At 73.8% G+C, this 25,897-nt stretch carries 4 protein-coding genes; all 4 read right to left on the bottom strand.

The annotated features are described in order from the left end of the window. Positions 1-21: 21 nt before the first annotated feature. Genes ACPXBU_RS16245 through ACPXBU_RS16230 form a run of 4 tightly spaced genes read right to left on the bottom strand, consistent with a single transcriptional unit; the run spans position 22 to position 25,809 of the window. Entirely contained in the window at positions 22-231 is a 210-nt protein-coding gene (locus tag ACPXBU_RS16245; RefSeq protein WP_393361908.1) for an MbtH family protein, read from the bottom strand. Further along, a complete protein-coding gene (locus tag ACPXBU_RS16240; RefSeq protein ID WP_425758661.1) occupies positions 228-11,000 on the bottom strand; it encodes an amino acid adenylation domain-containing protein in 10,773 nt (3,590 codons plus the stop codon). The genes ACPXBU_RS16245 and ACPXBU_RS16240 overlap by 4 nt, the downstream gene beginning before the upstream one ends. After that, a complete protein-coding gene (locus tag ACPXBU_RS16235; protein WP_425758660.1) occupies positions 10,997-21,406 on the bottom strand; it encodes an amino acid adenylation domain-containing protein in 10,410 nt (3,469 codons plus the stop codon). The genes ACPXBU_RS16240 and ACPXBU_RS16235 overlap by 4 nt, the downstream gene beginning before the upstream one ends. Further along, positions 21,403-25,809: an amino acid adenylation domain-containing protein gene (locus ACPXBU_RS16230; protein ID WP_425758659.1), complete on the bottom strand. Its 4,407-nt coding sequence runs from the start codon at positions 25,807-25,809 to the stop codon at positions 21,403-21,405. Before ACPXBU_RS16230 ends, ACPXBU_RS16235 begins: the two co-directional genes overlap by 4 nt. Between the last annotated feature and the right edge of the window lie 88 nt (positions 25,810-25,897).

The following is a 25,897-nucleotide window of genomic DNA, read 5'->3' as shown; positions in this document are numbered from 1 at the left end:
CGCGCTGGTCCGGGCCGCCGGTCAGCGCTCGGCGTCGATCAGGCTCTGCGGGCGCATGTCGGTCCAGTTCGCGTTGACGTAGTCGACGCAGTCCTGCCGACCGGCCGGGCCGTGCACGGCCCGCCAGCCCGCCGGCACCTCGGCGAAGACCGGCCACAGGCTGTGCTGGTTCTCGTCGTTGACAAGCACCAGGAACGTGCCATCGGCGTTGTCGAACGGGTTCGTGCTCATCGGATACTCCTCGTTACCAGGGTGTGCGTTACCAGGGTGTGCAGGGCGTCGAACCAGAGGTGGGCGAGATCGTCCACCGCGCCGTCGGCGAACACGCCGTCCGGCCAGCTCCAGGTGGCGACCAGTTGCGGGCCGGTCGCGCGGTCCTCGGTCTGGGCGTTCAGCACCAGCTCGTACGTCTCGGGCATGGCGTCGTCGGCGCCGTTCTCGGCGGCCTCCGCCTCGGGGGCGAACTCCCAGTCGGCGGCCTCCGGGAAGTCGAACCGTCCCATGTAGTTGAACTGGATCGGCGGATGCGGCAGCGCGGCCAGCGTGGGCGCGGTCGCCGGGTTGAGGTAGCGGAGCAGGCCGTAGCCCATGCCGTTGTCCGGCAACTCGGCCAGGTGCTCGCGGACCCGCACCACCGCCTCGGCCACCGCCGCGCCGCCGGCCGACACATCGATCCCGGCGGTGTCCAGGCAGACCGGGAAGATGTTCGTGAACCAGCCGACCGTGCCGGACAGGTCGGCCCCGTCCACCAGGTGCTCCTCCCGCCCGTGGCCCTCCAGCGCGACGAGCACCGCGTCGCCCGCGCCGCCCCGCGCGGCCCGCCACCTGGTGACGGCCACCCCCAACGCGCCCAGCAGGACGTCGTTGACACCGGCGCCGAGCCCGGCCGGAACGCGGGTGAGCAGGGCCTCGGTGACGTCGGTGGGCAGGGTCAGGGTGATGTCGCGCAGGGTGCCGGCCACGTCGAGCGCGGCGTCGAGCGGGCGGCGTACCGGCAACGGGTCGCCCCGCCGCACGATCTGCTCCCATCTCGGCAGCTCCGCCACCCGGGCCGGGTCCACCGCCCGCTCGGCGAGGCCTGTCGCCCAGCGGCGGAACGACGTGCCGGTGGGGGCGGCGAGCGGGGTCCGGCCGGCGACCGCGTCCCGCCAGGCCGCGCCGATCTCCGGCAGCAGCACCCGCCACGAGACACCGTCCACGACCAGGTGGTGGACCAGCAGCAGCAGCCGGCCCGGCCGGTCCGCGCCGGCGTCCAGCCAGGCGGCCCGGATCATCACCCCGTTGTCCGGGTCGAGCCCGGCCTGCGCGACTGTCGCCTGCTCGACGACCGCGTCCCACAGGCCACGGTCGTCGAGGCCGCGCACGTCGACGCGTACCGTCCAGTCGGCGGCCCGCGACGAGCCGGGCGGCGGCACCGTCACCGACCAGTCGCCGGTGCGGTCCAGCCGGGCCCGCAGCAGGTCGTGCCGGTCGGCGACGGCCTGCAACGCGGCCAGCAGCGGCGCCCAACCCAGGCCCGCCGGGACCTGCACCACAGCGGACTGGTTGAACCCGTCGATCGGGCCGTCCACCTCGCGCAGCCAGCGCATGACCGGGGTCAGCGGGAACGACCCGACCCCGTCGCCGACCCGGCCGTCGGCCCGGTCGAGCACGGTCGCGACCACTGCCAGCCCGGCCACCGTACGCTCCGCGATGACCTGCCGCGGGGTGAGTCGCAGGCCGGCCGCACGGGCGCGACCGACGAGCTGCATCGCGACGATGCTGTCGCCGCCCAACGCGAAGAAGTCCGCCTCGACATCCACCGACGGCAGGCCCAGCACGGCCGCGACCACCTCGCCCAGGACACGCTCCCGATCCGTGCGGGGCGCCCGGCCGGTGCCTGTCGCGCCGAGGTCGGGCGCGGGCAGCGCGGCCCGGTTCAGCTTGCCGTTGGCCAGGGTGGGTAGCCGGTCGAGGCGGACCACCGCGGACGGCACCATGTAGTCGGGCAGCTCGACGGCGACGGCGGCACGCAGCGCGGCCAGGTCGAGGTCGTCGCCGCCGACCACGTAGCCGGCCAGGAGGCGTACGCCGGGGCGGTCCTCGCGGGCGACCACCACGGCCTCGGTGACGCCGGGCTGCGCGGCGAGCACCGACTCGATCTCGCCCAGCTCCACCCGGAAGCCACGGATCTTCACCTGTTCGTCGACCCGGCCGAGATACTCCACCCGGCCGTCCTCGGTCCACCGCACCAGGTCACCGGTGCGGTACATCCGCTCGCCCGGCGCGCCGTACGGGTCGGCGAGGAAACGCTCGGCGGTCTGGTCCGGCCGGCCCAGGTAGCCACGTGCCAGTCCGGCCCCGGCCACGTACAGCTCGCCGGCCACGCCGGTCGGGGTGTGCCGCAGGGCCCGGTCCAGCACGTACGCGCGGGCACCCGCGACGGCCCGGCCGATCACCGGGGAGGTGGTGTCGCCGATCCGGGCGGCGAGAGCGTCCACAGTGGCCTCGGTCGGGCCGTACAGGTTGAACGCCTCGGTGCCGGGCAGCCCGCCCAGGCGCTGCCAGAGCGCGGGCGGCACCGCCTCGCCACCGACACCGACCACGGCGAGGGGGCAGCGCCCGTCGCGGATCAGGCCGGCGTCGGCGAGTTGCGCGAAGTGCGAGGGGGTCAGCTCGATGAAGTCGATCCCCTCGGCCCGGATCAGCTCGACGAGCTGCTCCGGGTCGCGCTGCAACTCCTCGGTGACGATGTGCAGGGCGTGCCCGTCGAGAAGCCACAGCTGCGGCTGCCAGGAGGCGTCGAACGCGAACGACCAGGCGTGCCCGACCCGCAGGTGGCGGCGACCGGTGGCGGCGCGGGCGGGCAGGTGCAACTGCGCGCGGTGGCTCCGGAACAGGTTGACCAGGTTGCGGTGGGTCACCACCACGCCCTTCGGGCGTCCGGTGGAGCCGGAGGTGTAGATGACGTACGCCGGGTGCTGGGGGAGGGCCGGGCGTACCCGGTCGTCGTCGGTCAGGTCGTGCCCGGCGAGCGTGGCCAACGCCGGGTCGTCGACCAGGACGCGGTCGAGCCCGTCCGCCGTGACACCGACCCCGGCGGCGGTGACGAGCGCGGCGGGCCGCGCGTCGGCGAGCATCGCGGCGACCCGGGCCGGCGGGTAGGCCGGGTCCAGCGGCAGGTAGGCGGCACCGCACTTGAGCACCGCGAGGATCGCGGTGATCGCGTCGGCGGTGCGCGGCAGGGCCAGGGCCACCACGTCCTCGGCGCCGACCCCCCGGCCGGCGAGCAGCCGGGCCAGCCGGTTGGCGCGGTCGTTGAGGTCGGCGAACGTCAGGCGAACCGGGCCGCAGACGACGGCGGTCGCGTCGGGCGACTCGGCCGCCTGCCGCTCGAACAGGTCGGCGACCGTCGGGTCGTCTCCACTGGCCGGCGGCTGCGGGTTCCGGCCGCCGCGGTCCTCGTCCGAGACCAGGTCCAGGCGGCCCACCGCACGGTCCGGGTCGGTGGTGAACGCGGTCAGGACGGCGGTGAGCGCGTCGACGAGTCGTCGGGCGACCGGCGGGGCGAAGAGGTCGGGACGGAACTCCAGGCCCATCCGTAGCCGCTGGCCGGGGTCGACGACCCAGGTGAGCGGGTAGTGGGTGGCGTCGCGCCCACCCGCGTCGACGGCGGCGAGCAGGCTCTCCGACCCGTCGTCGGTACGCTCCGGGTAGTTCTCCACGATCAGCAGCGTGTCGAACAACTCCCCGACGCCGGCCAGGCGCTGGACGTCGGCCAACCCGAGATAGTGGTGGTCGAGCAGCGTCGACTGCTCGTCCTGGAGCCGGGCCAGCAGCCCCGCCACCGGCTCGGCCGGGTCGAGGCGGACCCGCACCGGCACGGTGTTGATGAACAACCCGATCATCGACTCGACACCTGGCAACTGTGCCGGTCGTCCGGAGACGGTGGCGCCGAAGACCACGTCGTCACGGCCGGTGAGCCGGCCCAGCACGATGCTCCAGGCGGCCTGGACGAGCGTGTTCAGCGTCAGCCCCCGGGAGCGGGCCAGGCCGGTCAGGCGCGCGGTGACGGCCTCGGTCAGCTCCTGCTCGACCAGCTCGGGCACCGCCGGTTCGCGGTGCGGGTCGGCCGGGGCGAGCCGGGTGGCGTCGGTGACCCCGGCCAGCGCGGTACGCCACGCCTGCTCGGCGGCGGACCGGTCCTGCCCGGCCAGCCAGGCGAGGAAGTCGCGGTACGGCGGCGGGGTGGCGCCGCCGTCGGCGGCCTCGTACAACTCGGCGAGCTGGTCCAGCAGCGGCCCTCGGGACCAGCCGTCGAGCAGCATGTGCTGGTGGGTGAGGACCAACCGGTACGCGTCACCGGTGCGGACCAGCATCATCCGCAGCAGCGGGGCGACCGCCGGATCGAATCGGCGGCCCTCCTCGGCGAGGCAGCGCTGCCACGCCTCCTCCTGCCGCGCGGCGTCCAGATCGGACAGGTCCGTCTCGGCCCAGGGCAGCGTGACACCACGGTTCACCACGGCGACCGGTCGGCCGGAGTCGAGCTGGTGGAACGACGTCCGCAGGTTGGCGTGTCGCTGCAACAGCGCCTGCCCGGCGGCCCGTAGCCGGGCCGGCTCGACGCTGCCGGGCAGGTCGAAGACCATCTGCACGGTGTACAGGTCGAGGCCGTCGGCGTCGAACGCGGCGTGGAAGAGCAGCCCGGTCTGCAACGGTGCGAGCGGCAGCACCTCGGCCACGTCCAGGCCCCGCCCGGCGATCTCGGCGGTCTCGGCGTCGGTGAGCGTGACAAGCGCGCCGCTGCCGCTGGCGGCGGTGAACGCCGACCCGGCGGCGGCGGCCAGCGCGGCAGGCGTCCGCAGGTGGAACACCTGCCGCAGGGTGAGCGACAGACCTGCGGCGCGGGCCCGGCCGACCAGCTGGATCGAGATGATGCTGTCGCCGCCGAGGCTGAAGAAGTCGTCGTCGACACCCACCGTGGGCACCGCCAGCACCTGTGCGAACAGGTCGACGAGCACCTGCTCACGCGGGTTACGCGCGGCCGTGCCGGTGCCCGCGCCGGCGAAGTCGGGCGCGGGGAGGGCGGCCCGGTCCAGTTTGCCGTTCACCGAGACCGGCATCGCGTCGAGGACGACGAAGGCGGACGGCACCAGGTGCTCGGGCAGCCGCGCCGCGAGCCGGGCCCGCACCGCCGCCTCGTCCAGGGTGCGGGCCACGGTGAGGTACGCGACCAGGTGCGCGACGCCCGGCCGGTCCTCGCGCAGCAGCACCACCGCCGAACCGACGTCGGGCTGTGCGGTGAGCGCGGCCTCGATCTCGCCCAGCTCGACGCGCAGCCCACGGATCTTCACCTGGCCGTCGCCGCGACCGAGGAATTCGAGCACCCCGGGCGCGCTCCAGCGCACCTGGTCGCCGGTGCGGTACATGCGCTCGCCGGCCGGACCGTACGGGTCGGCGACGAAACGGTCGGCGGTCAGGTCGGGCCGGCCCCGGTAACCGCGGGCCACCTGCACACCAGACAGGTAGAGCTCACCGGGCACCCCCACCGGCACGTGGCGCAGCCCGGCGTCGAGCACGCTGACCCGGGTGTTCCACACCGGTGCGCCGATCGGAACCGAACCCGTGCCGGTACCACGCTCGGCGGGCCACGCCGTCACGTCCACCGACGCCTCGGTCGGGCCGTACAGGTTGTGCAGGGCGGCGCCGGGCAGCAGCTCCCGGCACCGATCGGCGAGAGCGCTGGGCAGCGCCTCACCGCTGCACAGGACGCGGCGCAGGGCTGTGCAATCGGCCGCGCCCGGCTCGGCGAGGAACGCGGCGAGCATCGACGGGACGAAGTGCACGGTGTTGACCCGTTCCCGTTGGATCACCTCGGCGAGGTAGACCGGGTCGCGGTGGCCGTCCGGCCGGGCCAGCACGAGGGTCGCCCCGGTGCTCAGGGGCCAGAAGAACTCCCAGACCGACACGTCGAAGCCGGCCGGGGTCTTCTGCAGCACCCGGTCACCCGCGGTGAGGCCGTACTCGTGCTGCATCCAGCGCAGCCGGTTGACGATGCCGGCGTGCTCGACCTCGACACCCTTGGGCGCGCCGGTGGAGCCGGAGGTGTAGATGACGTACGCCGGGTGCCGGGGGCCGGGCGGCGTGGGCCGTACCCGCGGGTCGTCGAGCGGCCCGTCGAGCACGATGGGCGCGTCCGCGTGCGGCAATCCAGCGACGCGCGACGCGGTGGCGCCGACGGCGAGCACCGCGACGGGCCGCGCGTCGGCGAGCATCGCCGCCAGCCGCGCGTCCGGGTGGTCCAGGTCGAGCGGCAGGTACGCGGCGCCGGCCCGTCCGGCCGCGAGGATCGCCACCACCAGCTCGACCGAACGCGGAAGGGCGAGCGCGACGACCGTCTCCGGTCCGGCGCCGACGGAGGTGAGCACCCGGGCCAGCCGTTCGGTGCGCGCGTCCAGGTCGCGGTAGGTCATCTCGACCCCGTCCGGGTCGACGAGCGCCACCGCGTCGGGGGTCGCCGCGACCTGTGCGGCCACCAGCTCCGGCAGGGTCGCCTCGGGCAGCTCGTGGACCTCGCCGGTCCCGGCGGCCAGGATCGCCGCGCGCCCGTCCCGGTCGAGCAGGCCGACCCGACCGACCGGGGCGTCCAGCCCGCCGACGAGTTCGTCCACGACCGTGACGAGCGCAGTGGCGAGCCGCCCGGCGTACGCGGCGTCGAACAGGTCGGGCCGGTACTCGACGGCGAGGTGCAGGGTCGGGCCGGGCTCGGCGATGAGCGTGAGCGGGTAGTGGGTGGCGTCGTGCCCGTCGGTGCCGGTGACCGGCAGCCCGTCGTCGGTGGCGTCGCCGTCCGGGTAGTTCTCGAAGACCAGCAGGGTGTCGAACAACTCGCCGTGCCCGGCGATGCGCTGGATGTCGGTGAGGCTGAGGTACTGGTGTTCCATGAGCGCGGACTGCTCGTCCTGGATCCGGTCGAGCAGCGCGTGGGCGGGCTCGGCCGGGTCGATCCGGACCCGCACCGGCACGGTGTTGATGAACAGGCCGATCATCGACTCCACGCCGGGCAGGTGCGCCGGTCGCCCGGCGACGGTGGCGCCGAAGACCACGTCGTCGTGGCCGGTGAGCCGGGCCAGCAGCAGCGCCCAGGCGGCCTGCACGATGGTGTTCACGGTCAGGCCACGGGCGCGGGCGTTAGCGGTCAACGCGGCCGTCCGGTCCGCCGGCAACTCCACCTCGGCCACCTCGGGAGCCAGCGAGGCACGACGCCCGTCGGCGGGCGCGACACGGGTGGGCTCGGCCAGGCCGTCGAGCGCGGCGGCCCAGGCGTCCTCGGCGGTCCGCCGGTCCTGCCCGGCCAGCCAGGCGAGGTAGTCCCGGAACGGTCGGCCGGTCACCGGTGCGGTGTCGCCGTCGCGGTACAGGGCGGACAGCTCGGCCAGCAGTGGTCCCCGGGACCAGCCGTCGAGCAGCAGGTGGTGGTGGGTGAGCACGAGCCGGTGGGAGTCCGGGCCGGTACGCACCAGGGCCAGGCGCAGCAACGGCGCGACGGCCGGGTCGAAGCGGCGGCCCTGCTCGGCGAGGAGCCGCTGCCAGGCGTCCTCCCTCGCGTCGGAGTCCAGCTCGGACAGGTCGGCCTCGGTCCACGGCACGGTGACGGCGGCCGGGACGACGCTGACCGCCGTGCCGGACGCGAGGTGGTGGAACGAGGCGCGCAGGCTGGGCTGCCGGTCGAGCAGCGCCTGACCGGCGGCGCGCAGCCGGGCGGCGTCGATCGGCCCGGTCAGGTCCACCACCATGCGGACGGTGTAGACGTCCGGGCCGGCGTCGTCGAGCAGGCTGTGGAACAGCAGGCCGGTCTGCAACGGCGAGAGCGGCAGCACCTCCCGGACGTCGACGCCGAGGCCGACCAGTTCGCGCCGGTCGGCCTCGGTGAGGGTGACCAGGGACAGGCTCGACGGCACCGCGTCGGCGCCGGTCACGGTGCCGGCGACGGCCACCAGCCGGGCCGGGGTGCGATTGTGGAACACCTGACGCGGGGTGATCAGCAGGCCGGCGACCCGGGCCCGGCCGACCAACTGCATCGACATGATGCTGTCGCCGCCGAGGGCGAAGAAGTCGTCGTCGATGCCGACCGTGGGCACCCCCAGCACCTCGGCGAAGACGTCGCAGAGCAGCTTCTCGCGGGGAGTGCGGGGTGTGCGGCCGCCGCCGTCGGCGGTGAACTCCGGGGCGGGCAGGGCGGCCCGGTCCAGCTTGCCGTTCACGGACACCGGCAGCGCGTCCAGGGCGACGAACGCGCCGGGGACCATGTAGTCGGGCAGCGTGGCGGCGATGCCCGCCCGCAACCGGGCGAGATCGGTGCCGCCGACGACGTACGCGACGATCCGCTTGACGCCACCGTCGGCCCGCAGCACCACGGCGGCCTGCCGGACGCCCTCCTGCCGGGCGACCACAGCCTCGATCTCGCCGAGTTCCACCCGGAAGCCGCGGATCTTGACCTGGTGGTCGACGCGACCGACGAACTCCAGCGCCCCGTCCGGGGACCAGCGCACCAGGTCGCCGGTGCGGTACATCCGGGCGCCGGGCGCGGCGAACGGGTCGGGCAGGAAACGCTCGGCGGTCAGGCCGGGCCGGTTGTGGTAGCCACGGGCCAGGCCGAGGCCGCCGAGGTACAGCTCACCGACGGTACCGGGCGGGACCGGGTTCAGGCCGCTGTCCAGCACGTACGCCAACTGCCCGGGATCCGGATAGCCGATCGGCACGCTGCCGGGGGAGACCGGCGCACACTCCCACAGTGTCGCGTTGACGCTCGTCTCGGTGGGCCCGTACGCGTTGAACATGCGCCGGCCGGCGGCGAACCGCTCGGCCAACCGGGCCGGCACCTCCTCGGTGCCGACGAGCATGGACACCCCGAGCGGCAGTCGGCAGTCGGCCGGCAGCGCGCTGAGCACCGACGGCGGCAGGGCCAGTTGGGTGACCTCGTGCTTGGTGAGGTAGTCGACGAGCGGCGCGCCGGGGATGCGCAGTTCGGCCGGGACCACCACGAGCGCGCCGCCGGAGAGCAGCGCCTGGCACAGCTCCCAATACGCGAGGTCGAAGCTGGGCGACGCGAAGAGCAGCACCCGACTGGTCTGCGTGACACCGAGCCGGAGCTGCTGGGTGGCGAGCAGCTTCGCGACGCCCTCGTGGGTGACGACGACGCCCTTGGGCTGGCCGGTCGAACCGGACGTGTAGATGACGTACGCGGCGTCCGAGACCTCCGGCTCGACACGAGCCACGTCGGGTCCGGACGCGGCCACGTCCACCACGGGCACGTCGCCGGGCAGCGCGTCGGTCAGCTCGACACGGGTGACGACGCAGGCCGGCGCGGCGTCCTCCAGCATGTAGCGCAGCCGGTCGGCCGGGTAGTCCAGGTCGAGCGCGAGGTAGGCGGCGCCGGAGCGCAGCACGCCGACAAGCGCGGTGACCAGGTCGACGCCGCGGGGGAGTGCCACCGCGGCGACCTGCCCGGGGCCGACGCCACGGGCGGTCAGCGCCCGGGCCAGCCGGTCCGAGCGTACGGCCAGCTCGGCGTAGCTGATCTGCTCGTCCTCGCAGATCACCGCGATGTTCTCCGGGTACGCGGCGACCATGTCGGCGAACCGCCGGGGGAAGGTGGTGGCCACGATGCCGTCCGTGCTGCCGTTCCACTCGGTGAGGACTGTGGCGCGCTCGGTCGGGTCGAGGATGTCGATCCGGCCGACCGGGGCGGTCGGGTCGACGGCCAGCGCGGTGACGACGCGGACCAGTCGGTCGAGGATGGTGCGGGCGGCGTCGGCGTCGAACACGTCGGCGCGGTGCCGGATCTCCAGGTTGATCCGGGCGCCCGGCTCGGCGACCAGCACCAGCGGATAGTGGGTGGCGTCCTCGTCCTGCGCCTCGGTGACCCGCAGCCCGGGCACCGGCTCGGCGGCGCCCGGGTCGTCGGGGTAGCTCTCGAAGACGGTGAGCGTGTCGAACAGTTCGCCGTGTCCGGCCAGCCGTTGGATGTCGGCCAGCCCGAGGTACTGGTGTTCCATCAGCGCGGCCTGCTCGTCCTGCAGGCGTACGAGCAGGTCGTGGGCTGGCTCGGCCGGGTCGACGCGGACCCGCACCGGCACGGTGTTGATGAACAGGCCGATCATCGACTCGACACCCGGCAACTGCGGTGGCCGCCCCGAGACGGTGGCGCCGAAGACCACGTCGTCGCGGCCGGTGAGCCGGGCCAGCAGCAGACCCCAGGCCGCCTGCACCACTGTGTTGAGAGTGACGCCGAGGGTACGCGCGAGGTCGGTGAGTCGGCCGCTCAGCTCGGCTGGCAGCGCGGTCTCCACCGAGCCGGGGACGACCGGCTCGGGCGTGGTGCCGGCGGGCGCCATCCGGGTCGGTTCGTCGAGCCCGGCGAGCGCGTGCCGCCAGGCGGCGGTGGCCGCGTCCCGGTCCCAGCGGGCCAGCCACGCCAGGTACGCCTTGTACGGGGTGACCGGCGGCAACGAGCCGGGCTTGGCGTACAGGTCGAGCAGTTCCCGCACGAGCAGCGGCGCGGACCAGCCGTCGAGCAGGATGTGGTGGTGGGTGATGGTGAGGCGGTGTGCCGCGGGCCCGAGTCGGGTCAGCGTCATCCGCAGCAACGGCGGCCGGGCCATGTCGAAACGCTGTCGCTGGTCGGCGGTGGCGAGCCGGTCGAGTTCCGCGTCGCGCTCGGCCTCGGGCAGGCCGCTGAGGTCGTGCTCGGTCCAGGGCAGGCGGGCCCGGGTGGGGATCGCGGCGACGGTGGTGCCCTTGGCCGTACGCCGGAACCCGGCCCGCAGGTTGGCGTGCCGGTCGAGCAGCGCCTGCCCGGCCTCGCGCAGCCGGACGGCGTCCAGCGGCCCGGTCAGGTCCAGCGCCGTCGACACGGTGTAGACGTCGGGGGCGTCGGTGTCGTAGAGCGCGTGGAAGAGCAGCCCCTCCTGCAACGGCGACAGTGGCAGGACGTCCTCGAGCCCGGTCTTCTTCGTCACTGCGTCTCCCACTCGGACTCGAGGTCGGCGAACTCGGCCTCAAGGCTGTCGATGTCGGCCTGGCTCACCTCGACCAGGCTCAGGTCGGACGGGGTGTATCCCCCGGATTGCGGGTCGGCGGCGAGCGCTCGCAGCGCCTCCCGCCAGCGGCCGGCCAGGTCGCGGACGTGCTCCTCGGTGAGCAGGTCCCGTGGCCAGGTGAAGGTCGCGGCGAGCCGCGGCCCGTCGGCGTGGTCCTCGGTGGTCGCGTTGATCTCCAGCGGGTAGTCGGCGGGCATGCCGTCGTCGGCGCCGCCGCCCCAGCCCTCCCCGGCCGGTTCCCACGGCCCCTCGTCGGCGTTCCCGGCGGCGAACCGGCCGAGGTAGTTGAAGCCGATCGAGGGCTTGTCGTACCCGGCGAGCACGCTGGCCGTGTCGGGGTTGAGGTGGCGCAGCAGGCCGTAGCCGACGCCGTTGTCCGGCACCGCCCGCAACCGCTCCTTGATCGTCTTCAGGGCGTCCGCGGGGTGCTCCGGGCCGAGGTCCAGCCGTACCGGGTACTCGCTTGTGAACCAGCCGACCGTGCGGGACAGGTCGGCGCCGGCCACCAGGTGCTCCTCGCGGCCGTGCCCTTCGAGCATGACCAGCCAGCCGGCGCCGCCGGCCCAGTCGCGCAGCGCCAACGCGAGCCCGGTCAGCAGCACGTCGCCGACGCCGGCGTGGAAGCCGGTGGGCACTGTGGTGAGCAGCGGCAGGGTCTCCTCCGGTGGCAGCTCGACGGTGATCTCGTCGCAGGTGCCGGTGCGGTCGCGGGCCGGGTCGAGGGGTCGGTTGCCCAGCGGGGCGCGCGGCCCGGCCAGAACCTCGGTCCAGTACGGCAGCTGCGCCACAGTCCTCGCGTCGCGGGAGAGGCCGTCGAGTTCCCGGGCCCAGCGGCGGAACGAGGTGCCGGTGGGCGGGAGCGTGCTCGGTTTGCCCGCCTGCCGGGCCGCCCAGGCGGCGGCGAGGTCGGGCAGCAGGATCCGCCAGGACACCCCGTCCACGGCGTAGTGGTGTACGACGAGCAGCACGTGCCCGGGTTCGAGCAGCACCGCCTGGAGCAGGACACCACGGGCGGGGTCGAGCCGGTCGCGGGCGGCGGCGGCGACCGCCGGCAGGTTGTTCTCGTCGTACGGGGCCACCCGCACGACGTCGACGGGCGCGCCGGGCTCGGGGATGTGCACACGGTCGCCGGTCACCCGGGCACGCAGCAGGTCGTGACGGTCGACGAGCGCCTGCACCACCTCGGCCAGCCCCGCCGCGGTGAGTCCGGCCGGGGCGTGCAGCAGCATCGACTGGCTGTATCCGGTGGTCGGGCCGTCCACCTCGGCGAGCCAGCGCATGACCGGGGTGAGTGGCGCGCTCCCGTACGCCTCGCGTGGGTCCTCGGTCTCCGGGACGTCGACGGTGGCGGCCTGGGCGAGCCCGGCCGGGGTCTTGTGCCGGAACACGTCCCGTGGGCTGATGCCGAGGCCTGCCGCGCGGGCCCGGCTGACCAGTTGGATCGAGACGATGCTGTCGCCGCCCAGGGCGAAGAAGTCGTCGTCGACGCCGACGGTCGGCAGGCCCAGCACCTCGGCGAACAGGTCACACAGGTGCTGCTCCCGGCTGGTGCGGGCGGCCGTGCCGCCGACAAGCGCGGAGAAGTCCGGGGCGGGCAGCGCGGCGACGTCGAGTTTGCCCGCGACGGTGCGGGGCAGCGCGTCGACCTCGACGAACGCCGACGGGATCAGGTAGTCGGGCAGCGTCGCCCGCAGTCGGTCCAGGTCGACGGGCCCACCCACGACGTAGGCGACGAGTCGGCCGTCCCGGAGCACCACGGCGGCCTGGCCGAGGGCGGCCTCGATCTCGCCCAGCTCGATCCGGAAGCCGCGAACCTTCACCTGTCCGTCGGCGCGGCCGGCGAACTCCAGCACCCCGTCCCGGTTGTACCGGGCCAGGTCCCCGGTGCGGTACATGCGCGCGCCCGCCGCACCGAAGGGGTCGGCCACGAACCGTTCCGCCGTCAGGCCGGTCCGGTTGAGGTATCCGTGTGCCAATCCGGCCCCGGCGACGTACACCTCGCCGAGCACGCCCGGTGGCACCGGCCGCAGCCCGGCGTCGAGGACGTAGGTGCGGACGTTCGCCAACCGGTACGCGGCCCGGTCGGGTCCGTGCCACCCGTAGGCGTCCACGGATGCCTCGGTCGGCCCGTACAGGTCGTGGCAGGTCAACCCGGGCGTGGCGCACACCCGCTGCCACAACTGCCCGTCGATGGCCTCACCGCCGACCAACAACACACTGAGGCCCGCGTCCAACAGCCCGGCCGCGACCAACTCCCGCAGGTAGGTGGGCGTCACGTCCACCACGTCGAGGTGGTGGCGGCGGACGTAGCCGACCAGGGCGGTGTCGTCGCGGTACTCGTCGTCGTCGAGGACGTGCAGGGTGTGCCCGTCGAGCAGCCAGAGCAGCGGCTCCCACGACCCGTCGAAGGTGAACGACGCGACGTGCGCGATCCGACGCTTCGGACCGGCCATCAGCCGCTCCCGATGCGACGCGAACAGGTTCACGATGCCCCGATGCGGCACCACCACACCCTTCGGCCGCCCCGTCGACCCCGACGTGAAGATCACGTACGCGGGGTCGTCCGCCCGAGGGCGGGCGGGGCTGCCGAGCGGGCCCTCGAAGACTGTGGGCTCGTCGAGCAGCAGGCGGGCGGTGCCGGGCGGCAGGGGCACGTCACCGCCGGTCAGCACGAGCGTCGGCGCGGCGTCGTCGAGCATCGCGGCGATCCGGTCGGTCGGCTGGTACGCGTCCAGCGGCAGGTACGCCGCACCCGCCCTGAGCACGCCGAGGATCGTCGGGACGGTGAGCGGGCGGGGGACCGCGAGCGCGATCAGGCTTCCTCGGCCCACGCCGCGTCCGGCCAGTACCCCGGCCAGCCGGGACGACCACCTGTCCAGCTCGGCGAACGTCCACGACCGGCCACCGGAGACCAGCGCCACGGTCGCGGGCGTGGTCGAGGCCTGCGTCTCGAACAGGTCCACGATGGACCCCGGCGGGACCGTCGCGCCGACGTCGGCGTCGAGCAGCAGGTCCCGTTCGTCCGGGCTCAGGACGTCGATTCGGCTGACCACCGCCGACGGGTCGGCGGCGACGGTGGCGAGGACCCGCCGCAACCGCTCGACGAGGATCTGGGCGGACGACCTGTCGTACCTGTCGGTGGCGAATTCGAGGCTTCCCTCGATGCCGCCCCCCGGGGCGTCGGCGAAGTCGAAGGAGAGGTCGAACATCGCCGTACGGTGTCCGACGGGTTCGGGCGCTCCGGTCAGCTCGGCGAGCGTCCAGGTGTCGCCCCCACCGGGCAGGTAGGAGACCATCGTCTGGAACAGCGGGTGCCGGCCCAGCGACCGCACCGGGTTCAGCGCCTCCACGAGGTGGTCGAACGGCACGTCCTGTCGGTCGAACGCGGCGAGGTCGGTTTCCCGTACCCGGGCCAGCAGTTCGCGGAATGACGGGTCGCCCGAGGTGTCGGTGCGCAGCACGAGGGTGTTCACGAAGAAGCCGACGAGGTCGTCGAGTGCGGCGTCCGGTCGGCCCGCCACCGGTGCGCCCAGCGGTACGTCGGTGCCCGCGCCCAGGCGGGACAGCAGCACCGCCACCGCCGCCTGCACCACCATGAAGAGGCTGGTGCCTGTCGACCGGGCCAGGTGGCGTAGGTCGCGGGCCACCGCGTCGGGCAGGTCGAACTCGACGAGGTCGCCGCGATGGCTGGCCTCCGCCGGACGCGGGCGGTCGGCCGGCAGGTCCACCTCGTCGGGCAGCCCGGCCAGGGCCTCCCGCCACGCCCGCACCTGGTCGGTCAGGCCGGCGGACTGCTCGCGCTGCCAGAGGGCGAAGTCGGCGTACTGCACGGGGAGCGGTCGGAACGCCGGGGCGTGTCCGGCGCGGCGCGCCTCGTACGCGGTGGTGAGGTCGGCGCGCAGCGGTGCGTCGGACCATTCGTCGCCGGCGATGTGGTGCACCAGCAGGAGCAACACGTGCTCGTCAGGTGCCACCCGGAACACGTCGACCCGCAGCGGTGGCTCCCGATCGAGCGCGAAGGCGTGCTCGGCGGCGGTGTCGACGTCGCCGCCCTCGTGGAACTCGACCGGGACGGCGTCCGGTGGGAGGATGCGCTGGTAGGGGGTCCCGTCGACGTCCGGGAAGATGGTGCGCAGGGTCTCGTGTCGGGCGACCACGTCACCGACGGCCGCGATCAGTGCGTCCGGGTCCAGTCGGCCGCGTAGCCGCCAGGCGATCGGGATGTTGTAGGTCGGGTTCGGTCCCTCGAGCTGGTAGAGGAACCACAACCGTTGCTGCGCGTACGACAGGGGCACCCGGTCCGGACGTGGCCCCGCGACCAGTGGGGCGCGATTGGACCCGACCAGTTTCGGCAGCAGACCCGCCACGGTCGGGCTGTCGAATACCGCGCGGACGGGCAACTCGACACCCAGGACGGCGCGTACGCGGCCGGCGAGGCGCATGACCAGCAGTGAGTGGCCGCCGAGGGCGAAGAAGTCGTCGTCGATGCCCACCGACGGGAGGCCCAGCACCTCGGCGAAGAGGTCGCAGAGGTGTTGTTCGCGGCTGTTGCGGGCGGTCCGGCCCACACTCGACGCGGCGAGGTCCGGGGCGGGCAGCGCGGCGACGTCGAGTTTCCCGGCGACAGTGCGGGGTAGCGCGTCGACCTCGACGAAGGCCGACGGGATCATGTAGTCCGGCAACGTGGCCCGCAGCCGGTCGGTGTCGACCTCGCCCACGACGTAGGCGACGAGTCGGCCGTCGCGCACGACCACGGCGGCCTGGCCGAGGGCGGCCTCGATCTCGCCCAGCTCGATGCGGTACCCGCGGACCTTCACCTGCCCGTCCGCGCGGCCGGCGAACTCCAGCACCCCGTCGCGGCTGAGCCGGGCCAGGTCGCCGGTGCGGTACATCCGTGCGCCCGCTGGGCCGTACGGGTCGGCCACGAACCGTTCCGCCGTCAGGCCGGTCCGGTTGAGGTATCCGTGTGCCAATCCGGCCCCGGCCACGTACACCTCGCCGAGCACGCCCGGTGGCACCGGCCGCAACCCGCCGTCGAGGACGTAGGTGCGGACGTTCGCCAACCGGTACACGGCCCGGTCGGGTCCGTGCCACCCGTAGGCGTCCACGGACGCCTCGGTCGGCCCGTACAGGTCATGGCAGACCAACCCCGGTGTGGCGCACACCCGCTGCCACAACTGCCCGTCGATGGCCTCACCGCCGACCAACAGCACGCTGAGGCCCGCGTCCAACAGCCCGGCCGCGACCAGCTCCCGCAGGTACGTGGGCGTCACGTCCAGCACGTCGATCCGCTGCTCACGAAGCCGCGCCATGAGAATCCCCGCGTCGCGGTACTCGTCATCGTCGAACACGTGCACCGCGTGCCCGTCGAGCAGCCAGAGCAGCGGCTCCCACGACCCGTCGAAGGTGAACGACGCGACGTGCGCGACCCGACGCCGGGGACCGGTCATCAGCCGCTCGCGATGCGACGCGAACAGGTTCACGATGCCCCGGTGCGGCACCACCACACCCTTCGGCCGCCCCGTCGACCCCGACGTGAAGATCACGTACGCGGGGTCCTCCGCCGACGGCGCGGCAACGAACGGTTCCGCCTGCGGCACGGCCGCGCCCACCACCAGCCGAGGGCCGGTCCAGGGCACGTCGGTGTCCCCGGTGGTGACCAGGATCGCCGGCCGGGCGTCGTCGAGCATGGCCGTGATCCGGTCGGTCGGCTGGTACGCGTCCAGCGGCAGGTACGCCGCACCCGCCTTGAGCACGCCCAGGATCGCCGGGACGGTGAGCGGGCGGGAGGTGGCCAGCGCGACGAGGCCCCCGGCGTACGAGGCCAGTGCCCCGGCGAGCCGTGACGACCAGTCGTCCAACTCGGCGTACGTCCAGGCCCGGCCGCCGGAGACCAGGGCCACCGCCTCGGGGTTGGCCGCCGCCTGCGCGACGAACAGGTCCACGATGGAGCCCGACGGGATCGGTGTGGCGGGCGGCACGGCCAGCAGCCGGGAACGCTCGGCGGGAGCGAGCACGTCGATCCTGCTCACCACCGTCGACGGGTCGGTGGCGACGGTGGCGAGGACCCGCTGCAACCGCTCGACGAGGGTCTGGGCGGACGACCTGTCGTACCTGTCGGTGGCGTACTCCACCTCGCCTCGGACGCCGCCGCGCGTCTCGAAGAAGTCGAAGGAGAGGTCGAACATCGCGACGTGCTGGCGTACCCGCTCGGTCTCGACGCGCAGCGACCCGAGGTGCCACGCGGCGTCGGCCTCGCCGAGGTAGGAGACCATCGTCTGGAACAGCGGGTGCCGGCCCAGCGACCGGACCGGGTTCAGCGCTTCCACGAGGTGGTCGAACGGCACGTCCTGCCTGTCGAACGCGGCGAGGTCGGTTTCTCGTACCCGGGCCAGCAGTTCGCGGAATGACGGGTCGCCCGAGGTGTCGGTGCGCAGCACGAGGGTGTTCACGAAGAAGCCGACGAGGTCGTCGAGTGCGGCGTCCGGTCGGCCTGCCACCGGTGCGCCCAGCGGGACGTCGGTGCCCGCGCCCAGGCGGGACAGCAGCACCGCCACCGCCGCCTGCACCACCATGAACACGGAGGTCCCGGTCGACCGGGCCAGCGCACGCAGCCGTTCGGTGACCTCGGCGGGCAGCGTGAAGTCGACGACGTCGCCGCGGTGACTGGCCTCCGCCGGACGCGGGCGGTCGGCCGGCAGGTCCACCTCGTCGGGCAGCCCGGCCAGGGCCTCCCGCCACCCGTCGACCTGCGCGGTGAGCGTGCCCGACTCGGCGCGCTGCCACAGCGCGAAGTCGGCGTACTGCACGGGCAGCGGCGGGAATGCCGGCACCAGCCCGGCGCAGCGGGCGGTGTAGGCGGCCACGATGTCGCGGCGCAGTGGCACATCCGACCACTCGTCGCCGGCGATGTGGTGCAGCAGCAGGAGCAACACGTGCTCGTCAGGTGCGATCCGGTAGAGCCGGGCCCGCATCGGCGGCTCGTGGTCGAGGCGGAACCCGTACGCCCCGATCTCCGCGAGCCGGTCGGGGAGGTCCGCCTCGGCGATGTCCGCCACCGGCACCGCGACCGGCGCGGCGGGCAGGATCCGCTGGTACGGCTCGCCGCCGTCCTGCTCGCCGAAGATGGTGCGGAGGGTTTCGTGTCGGGCGACCACGTCACCGACGGCCGCGATCAGCGCGTCGGCATCGAGGCGGCCGCGTAGCCGCCAGGCGATCGGGATGTTGTAGGTCGGGTTCGGTCCTTCGAGCCGATACAGGAACCACAACCGTTGCTGGGCGTACGACAGCGGCACCCGATCCGGACGTGGTCCCGCCACCAGTGGGGCGCGACTGGACCCGACCAGTTTCGGCAGTAGACCCGCCACCGTCGGGCTGTCGAATACCGCGCGGACGGGCAGTTCGACGCCCAGGACGGCGCGTACGCGGCCGGCGAGGCGCATGACCAGCAGCGAGTGGCCACCGAGGGTGAAGAAGTCGTCGTCGATACCGACAGACGGCAGGCCCAGCACCTCGGCGAACAGGTCACACAACTGTTGTTCGCGGCTGTTGCGGGCGGTCCGGCCCACACTCGACGCGGTGAGGTCCGGAGCGGGCAACGCGGCGACGTCGAGCTTCCCGGCCACCGTCCGGGGCAAGGCGTCCACCTCGACGAACGCCGACGGGATCATGTAGTCCGGCAACGTGGCCCGCAGCCGGTCCAGGTCGACGGGCCCACCGACGACATAGGCGACAAGTCGGCCGTCGCGCACGACCACGGCGGCCTGGCCGAGGGCGGCTTCGATCTCGCCCAGCTCGATTCGGAAGCCGCGCACCTTGACCTGCCCGTCGGCGCGGCCGGCGAACCCCAACACCCCGCCGCGGTTGAGCCGGGCCAGGTCCCCGGTGCGATACATCCGCGCACCGGCCGGACCGAACGGATCGGCCACGAACCGCTGCGCCGTCAACCCGGCCCGGTTGAGGTACCCGTGCGCCAACCCCGCCCCGGCCACGTACAGCTCACCGAGCACCCCCGGCGGCACCGGCCGCAGGGCGGCGTCGAGCACGTAGGTGCGGACGTTCGCCAGTCGGTACGCGGCCCGGTCCGGACCCTCCCACCCGTAGGCGTCCACCGACGCCTCGGTCGGCCCGTACAGGTCGTGGCAGGTCAACCCGGGCGTGGCGCACACTCGCTGCCACAACTGCCCGTCGATCGCCTCACCACCGACCAACAACACACTCAGGCCCGCGTCCAGCACACCCGCCGGCACCAGCTCCCGCAGGTACGTGGGCGTCACGTCCAACACGTCGATCCGCTGTTCGCGCAGGTGGCCGACAAGCGCGGCGGCATCGAGGTAGACGTCCGAGTCGACGACGTGCACCGTGTGCCCGTCGAGCAGCCAGAGCAGCGGCTCCCACGACCCGTCGAAGGTGAACGACGCGACGTGCGCGACCCGGCGTCGCGGACCGGCCATCAGCCGTTCCCGATGCGACGCGAACAGGTTCACGATGCCCCGATGCGGCACCACGACACCCTTCGGCCGCCCCGTCGACCCCGACGTGAAGATCACGTACGCGGGGTCCTCCGCCGACGGCGTCGCCACGAACGGTTCCGCCTGGGGCACCGCCGAACCCACCACCAGCCGGACACCCGTCCACCCTGGGGCCGGGTCGTCGCCGGCCGCGACCACGAGCACCGCCGGGGCGGCGTCGTCGAGCATCGCCGTGATCCGGTCGGTCGGCTGGTTCAGGTCGAGCGGCAGGTAGGCCGCGCCGCTGTCGAGCACGCCGAACACCGCCGGCACGGTGAGCGCCCGGGGCAGCGCGAGCGCCACCCGGTCGGTACGCGTGACGCCGCGCTCGCGCAACGCCCCGGCCAGCCCGGCAGCCCAGCGCTCCACCTCGGCGAACGTCCACTCGCGTCCGTCCGCGACGAGAGCGACAGCCGTGGGCGTCCGGGTGGCCTGCTCGTGGAACAGCGCGCTGACAGTGGTGTCGGGCAGCGGCCTGGCGGTGTCGTTCCAACCCCGCAGGACGCGGTCCCGTTCCGCCGAGGTCAGCACGTCGACGGCGGCGAGGGGCGCGTCCGGGGCGTCGCAGATCCGGGTCAGCACCACTGTCAGCCGGTCCAGCAACGTCCCGGCGGCGTCGGTGTCGATCAGGTCGGCGCGGTACTCCAGGTCAAGGTGCAGCCGCTGGCCGGGACGCGCGGTGAGCGTCAGCGGGTAGTGCGCGCAGTCGCGGACGGCCGCGCCCGTGACCCGGAGGCCGTCGGCCGGCGCCGGCAGCGCCTCGCCGAGCGGGTAGTTCTCGAAGACCGTCAGGGTGTCGAACAACTCGCCGTGCCCGGCCAGTCGCTGGATCTCGGCCAACCCGAGGTGCTGGTGCTCCATCAGCCGCACCTGCCCGTCCTGCAGCCGGCGCAGCACCGTCGTCACCGAGGCGGCCGGGTCCAGGGTGATGCGGACCGGAATGGTGTTGATGAACAGGCCGATCATGGTGTCGGCGCCGGGGAGGTCCGGCGGTCGACCGGCGACTGTCGCGCCGACCACCACGTCGTCGCGTCCGGTCAGCGCCCCGGCCACGATTCCCCAGGCGCCCTGGACGACCGTGTTCAGGGTGAGCCCACGGGCGCGGGCGAGGGCGGTGAGCCGAGTGGTCGCCTCGACCGGGAGGTCCCGGACGAGGCGCTGCGGGACGACCGCGTCGGCCGGCGGTCGGCCAGCGAGGAGTGTCGGCCCGTCCAGCCCGGCCAGTGCCTCGCGCCACGCGGTCTCGGCCGCCGGGCGGTCCTGCGCGGCGGTCCAGGCGAGGTAGTCGCGGAAGTCGGCGGGCTCGGGCAGCGGGTCGCCCCGGTAGAGGGCGACAAGCTCGTCCAGCAACAGTGGCACCGACCAACCGTCGAGCAGCAGGTGGTGGTGGGTGATGACGAGCCGGTGCCGGTGCGGATCGAGCTGGATCAGGGTCATCCGCAGCAGCGGCGCGGTCGCCGGGTCGAGCCGGGTCGCGAGGTCGGTGTCGAGGAAGCCGGGAAGGTCGTCCTCGGCCAGGGTCAGGGCGGACCAGGGCAGCGGCACGTGTCGTGGCACCACGGCCACGGACTGCCCGTTCTTGCGGCGGCGGAACGCCACCCGCAGGTTGGGCCGACGGTCGAGCAGGGACTGCCCGGCGGCCCGCAGCCGCTCGGCGTCCAGCGGCCCGTCCAGGGCGACGGTCAACTGTCCGGTGTAGACGTCCGGGCCGTCCGCGGCGAGATGCGCGTGGAAGAGCAGCCCCTCCTGGAGCGGGGTCAGCGCCAGGATGTCGGCGATCCCGGAGGCCTGCCCGGGGGTGGCGGTCGCGGTCACGAAAGCTCCCATTCGGCCTCGAACTCGTCGATCTCGTCCTGGCTGAGTCGCAGCGTCAGGTCGGACGGGGTGAGCCCGCCGGCGGCCGGGCCGCGGGCGTGCACGACGAGGGCCTCCAGCGCGGCGAACCAGGCCGCGGCCAGATCGGCCACCGCCGCGTCGTCCAGCAGGTCACGCGGGTACGCCCAGGTCACCCCCAGCTCCGGGCCGGCCGTGGTGTCCTGCACGTACGCGTTGATCTCCAACGCGTACGGCGCGACGGGCATGCCCAGGTCGAACCCGCCGGCCAGGATCCCGTGCCCGGCGACTGGCGTCCAGTTCCCGCCGTCGCCGGACGAGGCGGTGAACCGGCCGAGGTAGTTGAAGCTGACCTGCGGGGTGGGGTGGGCGGCCAGCTCAGGCTCGGTGTCCGGGTTGAGGTACCGCAGCATCCCGTACCCGATGCCGTGGTCCGGGATGGCCCGCAGTTGCTCCTTGAGCCGCTTCAGCGCGGTGCCGGCGCTCGGTCCGCCGGCCAACGCGTCGGCGACATCGATGTCGCCCGGGTCGAGACGGACCGGGAAGACGCTCGTGAACCAGCCGAGCGCCGGGGTGAGGTCCGCGTTCGCGACGACCTGCTCCTCCCGGCCGTGCCCCTCCAACGCGATGAGCACCGAGCGCTCGGTCCCCTTGCCGTGGCGGGTCCGCCAGTCGATCATCGCCAGGGCGAGCGCGGTGAGCAGCACGTCGTTGATGCCGGCGTGGAAGGCGGCGGCGACCGTGGTGAGCACCGGCTCGGTGGTCGCGGCGGGCAGCCGTACGGTGTGCCGGGCGACGGTGGCGAGGTCGTCCACCGGCCGCAGCGGGCGTCGCGTCAGCGCCGGGTCCGCGCCGGTCAGGATGCGCCGCCACAGCGCCAGTTCCGCGGTGCGTTCCGGTCGCCGGGCCGCCTCGGTGAGTGCCGTGGCCCACCGCCGGAAGGACGTGCCGGTGCGTTCCAGGACGGGGGTACGACCAGCCGTCCGCTGCTCCCAGGCGGTGGCCAGGTCGGCCGGCAGGATCCGCCACGAGACACCGTCCACGACGCTGTGGTGGATGACGAGCAGCAGCCGGCCCGGCGCGGAGGGCCCGCTGTCGAACCAGACGGCCTGGGCCATCACTCCCCGCTCGGGGTCGAGCCGGCCGGCGGCGGCCCGCTCCTCGGCCTCGATCACCGCGCCGGGCTCGGCCCGCCGCAGCCACGGCTGGCCGGTGCCGCGCGGCGCGACGTGCAGCCGGCCCGGCGTCGTGGGGGTGGCGCGGACGAGCCGCGAGCGCAGCAGGTCGTGCCGGTCGGTGAGCGCGGTCAGCACGGCGGCCAGGTCGGCCTCGGTGGCGCCCGCCGGAGTGGCGAGCACCATCGACTGGCTGAACGCGTCGATTCCGCCGCCGGTCTCGTCGAGCCAGCGCAGGATCGGTGTGAACGGGATGTCGCCCACCCCGTCGTCGGGGCGGTCCCGGGCGCCGGTGTCGAGGTCGGTGACGACCTCGGCCAGCGCGGCCACCGTCCGACGCTCGAACACCTGGCGTGAGGTGCAGACCAGTCCCACCGCGCGGGCGCGCAGCACGAACTGGATGGAGACGATGCTGTCCCCGCCGAGGCTGAAGAAGTCGTCCTCGATGCCAACCCCGGGGACGCCCAGGACGTCCGCGTAGAGCTGGCAGAGCACCCGCTCCCGGGGCGTGCGGGGCGCGGTGCCGGTGGCCTGGGCGGCGTAGTCGGGTGCTGGCAGCGCGGCCCGGTCGAGCTTGCCGCTGGTCAGCACCGGCAGTCGGTCCAGCAGCACGAAGCCGGTCGGCACCATGTAGCTGGGCAGCCAGGATTCCGCGTGCAGACGCAGCGCCTTCACCAGCGCCGTCGGATCGGCGGCCGCGGTCAGGGTGTTGGCGTGCGCGGCCACCCCGCCGGGACGGTAGGCGTGGCGGGGTTCGGCGTCGCGTTGGAAGACGACGTCGAGGTCCCCGCTTGTCGAGGAGCCGGCGAAGGTCACCACGACGCGGTAGTCGGACGCGTCGGCCAGGGCGTGGATGTCCTCGACGGACGGGGCGTCCGCCGCACCCAGGCGCGCGTTCGGCACCGCGGTGACCCGCAGTCGCCGCGGGCCGGCGGTCAACTGCTTCCGGACGTCGTCCAGGCTCCCGGCCCACGCGTACGTCGCCTCGGGCGTGGGCGCGGGCACGGGAGCGGTGGTCAGCACGACGTCGTAGCGGTAGCCGCTCAGCTCGTTGTCGTAACCGCCCCGCTTGACCCACACCTCGGCGCCCCGGATCGACCCGCTCGGCAGCGCGGCGAAGTAGTCCGGGTCGAGCAGCAGTTCGCGTTCGGCGCGGACCGCGGCCTCGACGGCGGCGTCCAGCTCGGCGGGGGCGACGCCACGGCTGGTCTGGATCGCCTCGTGCAGCATCCGGTGCAGGCGCAGGTTACGGACGTCTCCGACGAAGATCACCCCGCCGGGGGCGAGTCGCTCGGCCGCCGCGCGCAGCACGTCGGTCAGGTAGTCGGCGCTCGGGAAGTACTGCGCCACCGAGTTGATGACGACAGTGTCGAACCAACCGGTCGGCACACCCTCCAGGTCGTGGGCCGGTTGGGCGCGCAGCGTGACCCGTTCGTCGAGTCCCGCAATCGTCGCCACCGCGGCCCGCAGCGTGTCGATGGCCTGCTCGGAGAGGTCGAGTCCCCAGTAGCTCTCGCACTCCGGGGCGAGTCGCGACAGCAGCAACCCGCTGCCGACACCGATCTCCAGGACGCGCCGGGGCCGGAGCGACCGGATCCGGTCGACAGTGGTGTCCCGCCACTCGCGCATCTGCTCCAACGGAATGGGGGAGCCGTCGAAGCTGCTGTTCCAGCCCGTGAAGTTCTCGTCGAAGCGCTCCACCCGGCCGGCCTGGTAGAGCAGTTCGTGCAGTTCCTTCCACTCGGCGACCTGGCTGTCGGCCCGGTCCTGCGGCGCGCCGTCCTCGCTCGGTACGACGTAGGCGGCCAGCCGCACGTCACCCGGGCGGTCCTCGCGGGCCAGCACGGTGACCTGACCGACGTTCGGGTGGCGGGCCAGCACCGACTCGATCTCACCCAGCTCGATGCGGTATCCGCGCACCTTCACCTGGTCGTCGACCCGGCCGAGGAAGTCCAGCCGCCCGTCCGCACGCCAGATCGCCACGTCACCGGTGCGGTACATCCGTCCGCCGGGTGGTCCGTACGGGTCGGCGAGGAAACGCTCGGCGGTCAGGTCCGGCCGGTTGACGTAGCAGCGGGCCAGGCCCGGCCCGGCGAGGTAGAGCTCGCCTGGCACACCGGGCTCCACCGGCCGCAACGCGTCGTCGAGCAGGTAGGCGTCGGTGCCCGGGTCGGGGCGACCGATCGGGACCGAGGCGCCGTCGACCCGCTCCGGGTCACACTCGCCGAGCGTGGAGTTGACGGTGGCCTCGGTCGGGCCGTACGCGTTGAACATCCGGCGATCCCGCGCCCAGCGGGCGACCAGTTCCGGCGAGACCCGTTCGGTGCCGGCCAACAGGATGCCCGGTGGCAGTTCACACTCCGGGGGCAGCGCGGCCAGCAGCGCCGGGGGCAGGATCATGAAGTTGGCGCGGTGCCGGATCGCGTACTCGGTGAGTGCCGGCCCGGCGACGCGGCGGTCGGCGGGGACGATGACCAGTCGCCCACCGGAGAGCAGGGCCAGGCAGAGATCCCAGAACGCGACGTCGAAGCTCGGCGAGGCGAAGTGCAGGACCCGGACGTCGGGGGTGAGCCCGAACCGCTCGAACTGGGTGGACAGCAGCTTGGCCACGCCGGTGTGGGTGAGCAGCACGCCCTTGGGTCGCCCGGTGGAGCCCGAGGTGTAGATGACGTAGGCGGCGTGCTCGACCCGCAGGCCGGGCCGTTCGGGGTCGTCTGTCGACGCGTTCGCCAGCTCGGCCATCACCTCGGGGGCGTCGAGCAGCAGCCGGGGCACGTCGTCGGCGCGGGGCAGTCGGTCCGCCACCTCGGAGGTGGTGACCAGGCAGACCGGTCGCGCGTCGCCGAGCAGGTAGGCGAGCCGTTCGGCCGGGTCGGCCGGGTCCAGCGGGAGGTAGGCGCCGCCGGCCTTCAGCACGGCCAGCTCCGCCACGATCATGTCCACCGAGCGGGGTACGGCGAGCCCGACCACCCGATCCGGGCCCAGCCCCTGGGCGACGAGCACGTGCGCCAGCCGGTTGGCCCTGGCGTCCAGTTCGGCGTAACTGACCTCGACGTCCTCGAAGACCACCGCCACCGCGTCGGGGTCACGTCGCGCCACCGTCGCGAAGGCGTCCGGGAGTGTGGTCGGGGCGACGGTCAGCGGGCCGCCACTGGAGTACGCCTCCCGGTCCGCCACGGTGCCGCCGGTGCTGCCACCGATGATCTGCATACAGTCGCTCCTGAAAGGGCCGGGGCGGTCGTCAGTAAGGTAAGCCTGGCCTAAACGTAGGGATTCGAGGCGCGACGGATCCGGGGCC

Origin of the sequence: Micromonospora sp. DT231 (genome assembly GCF_049847025.1) — a bacterium.
Classification (GTDB): Bacteria; Actinomycetota; Actinomycetes; order Mycobacteriales; family Micromonosporaceae; genus Micromonospora.
Note: the sequence above shows the minus strand (reverse complement) of the source record. Positions and strands in the feature narration are given on the sequence as shown.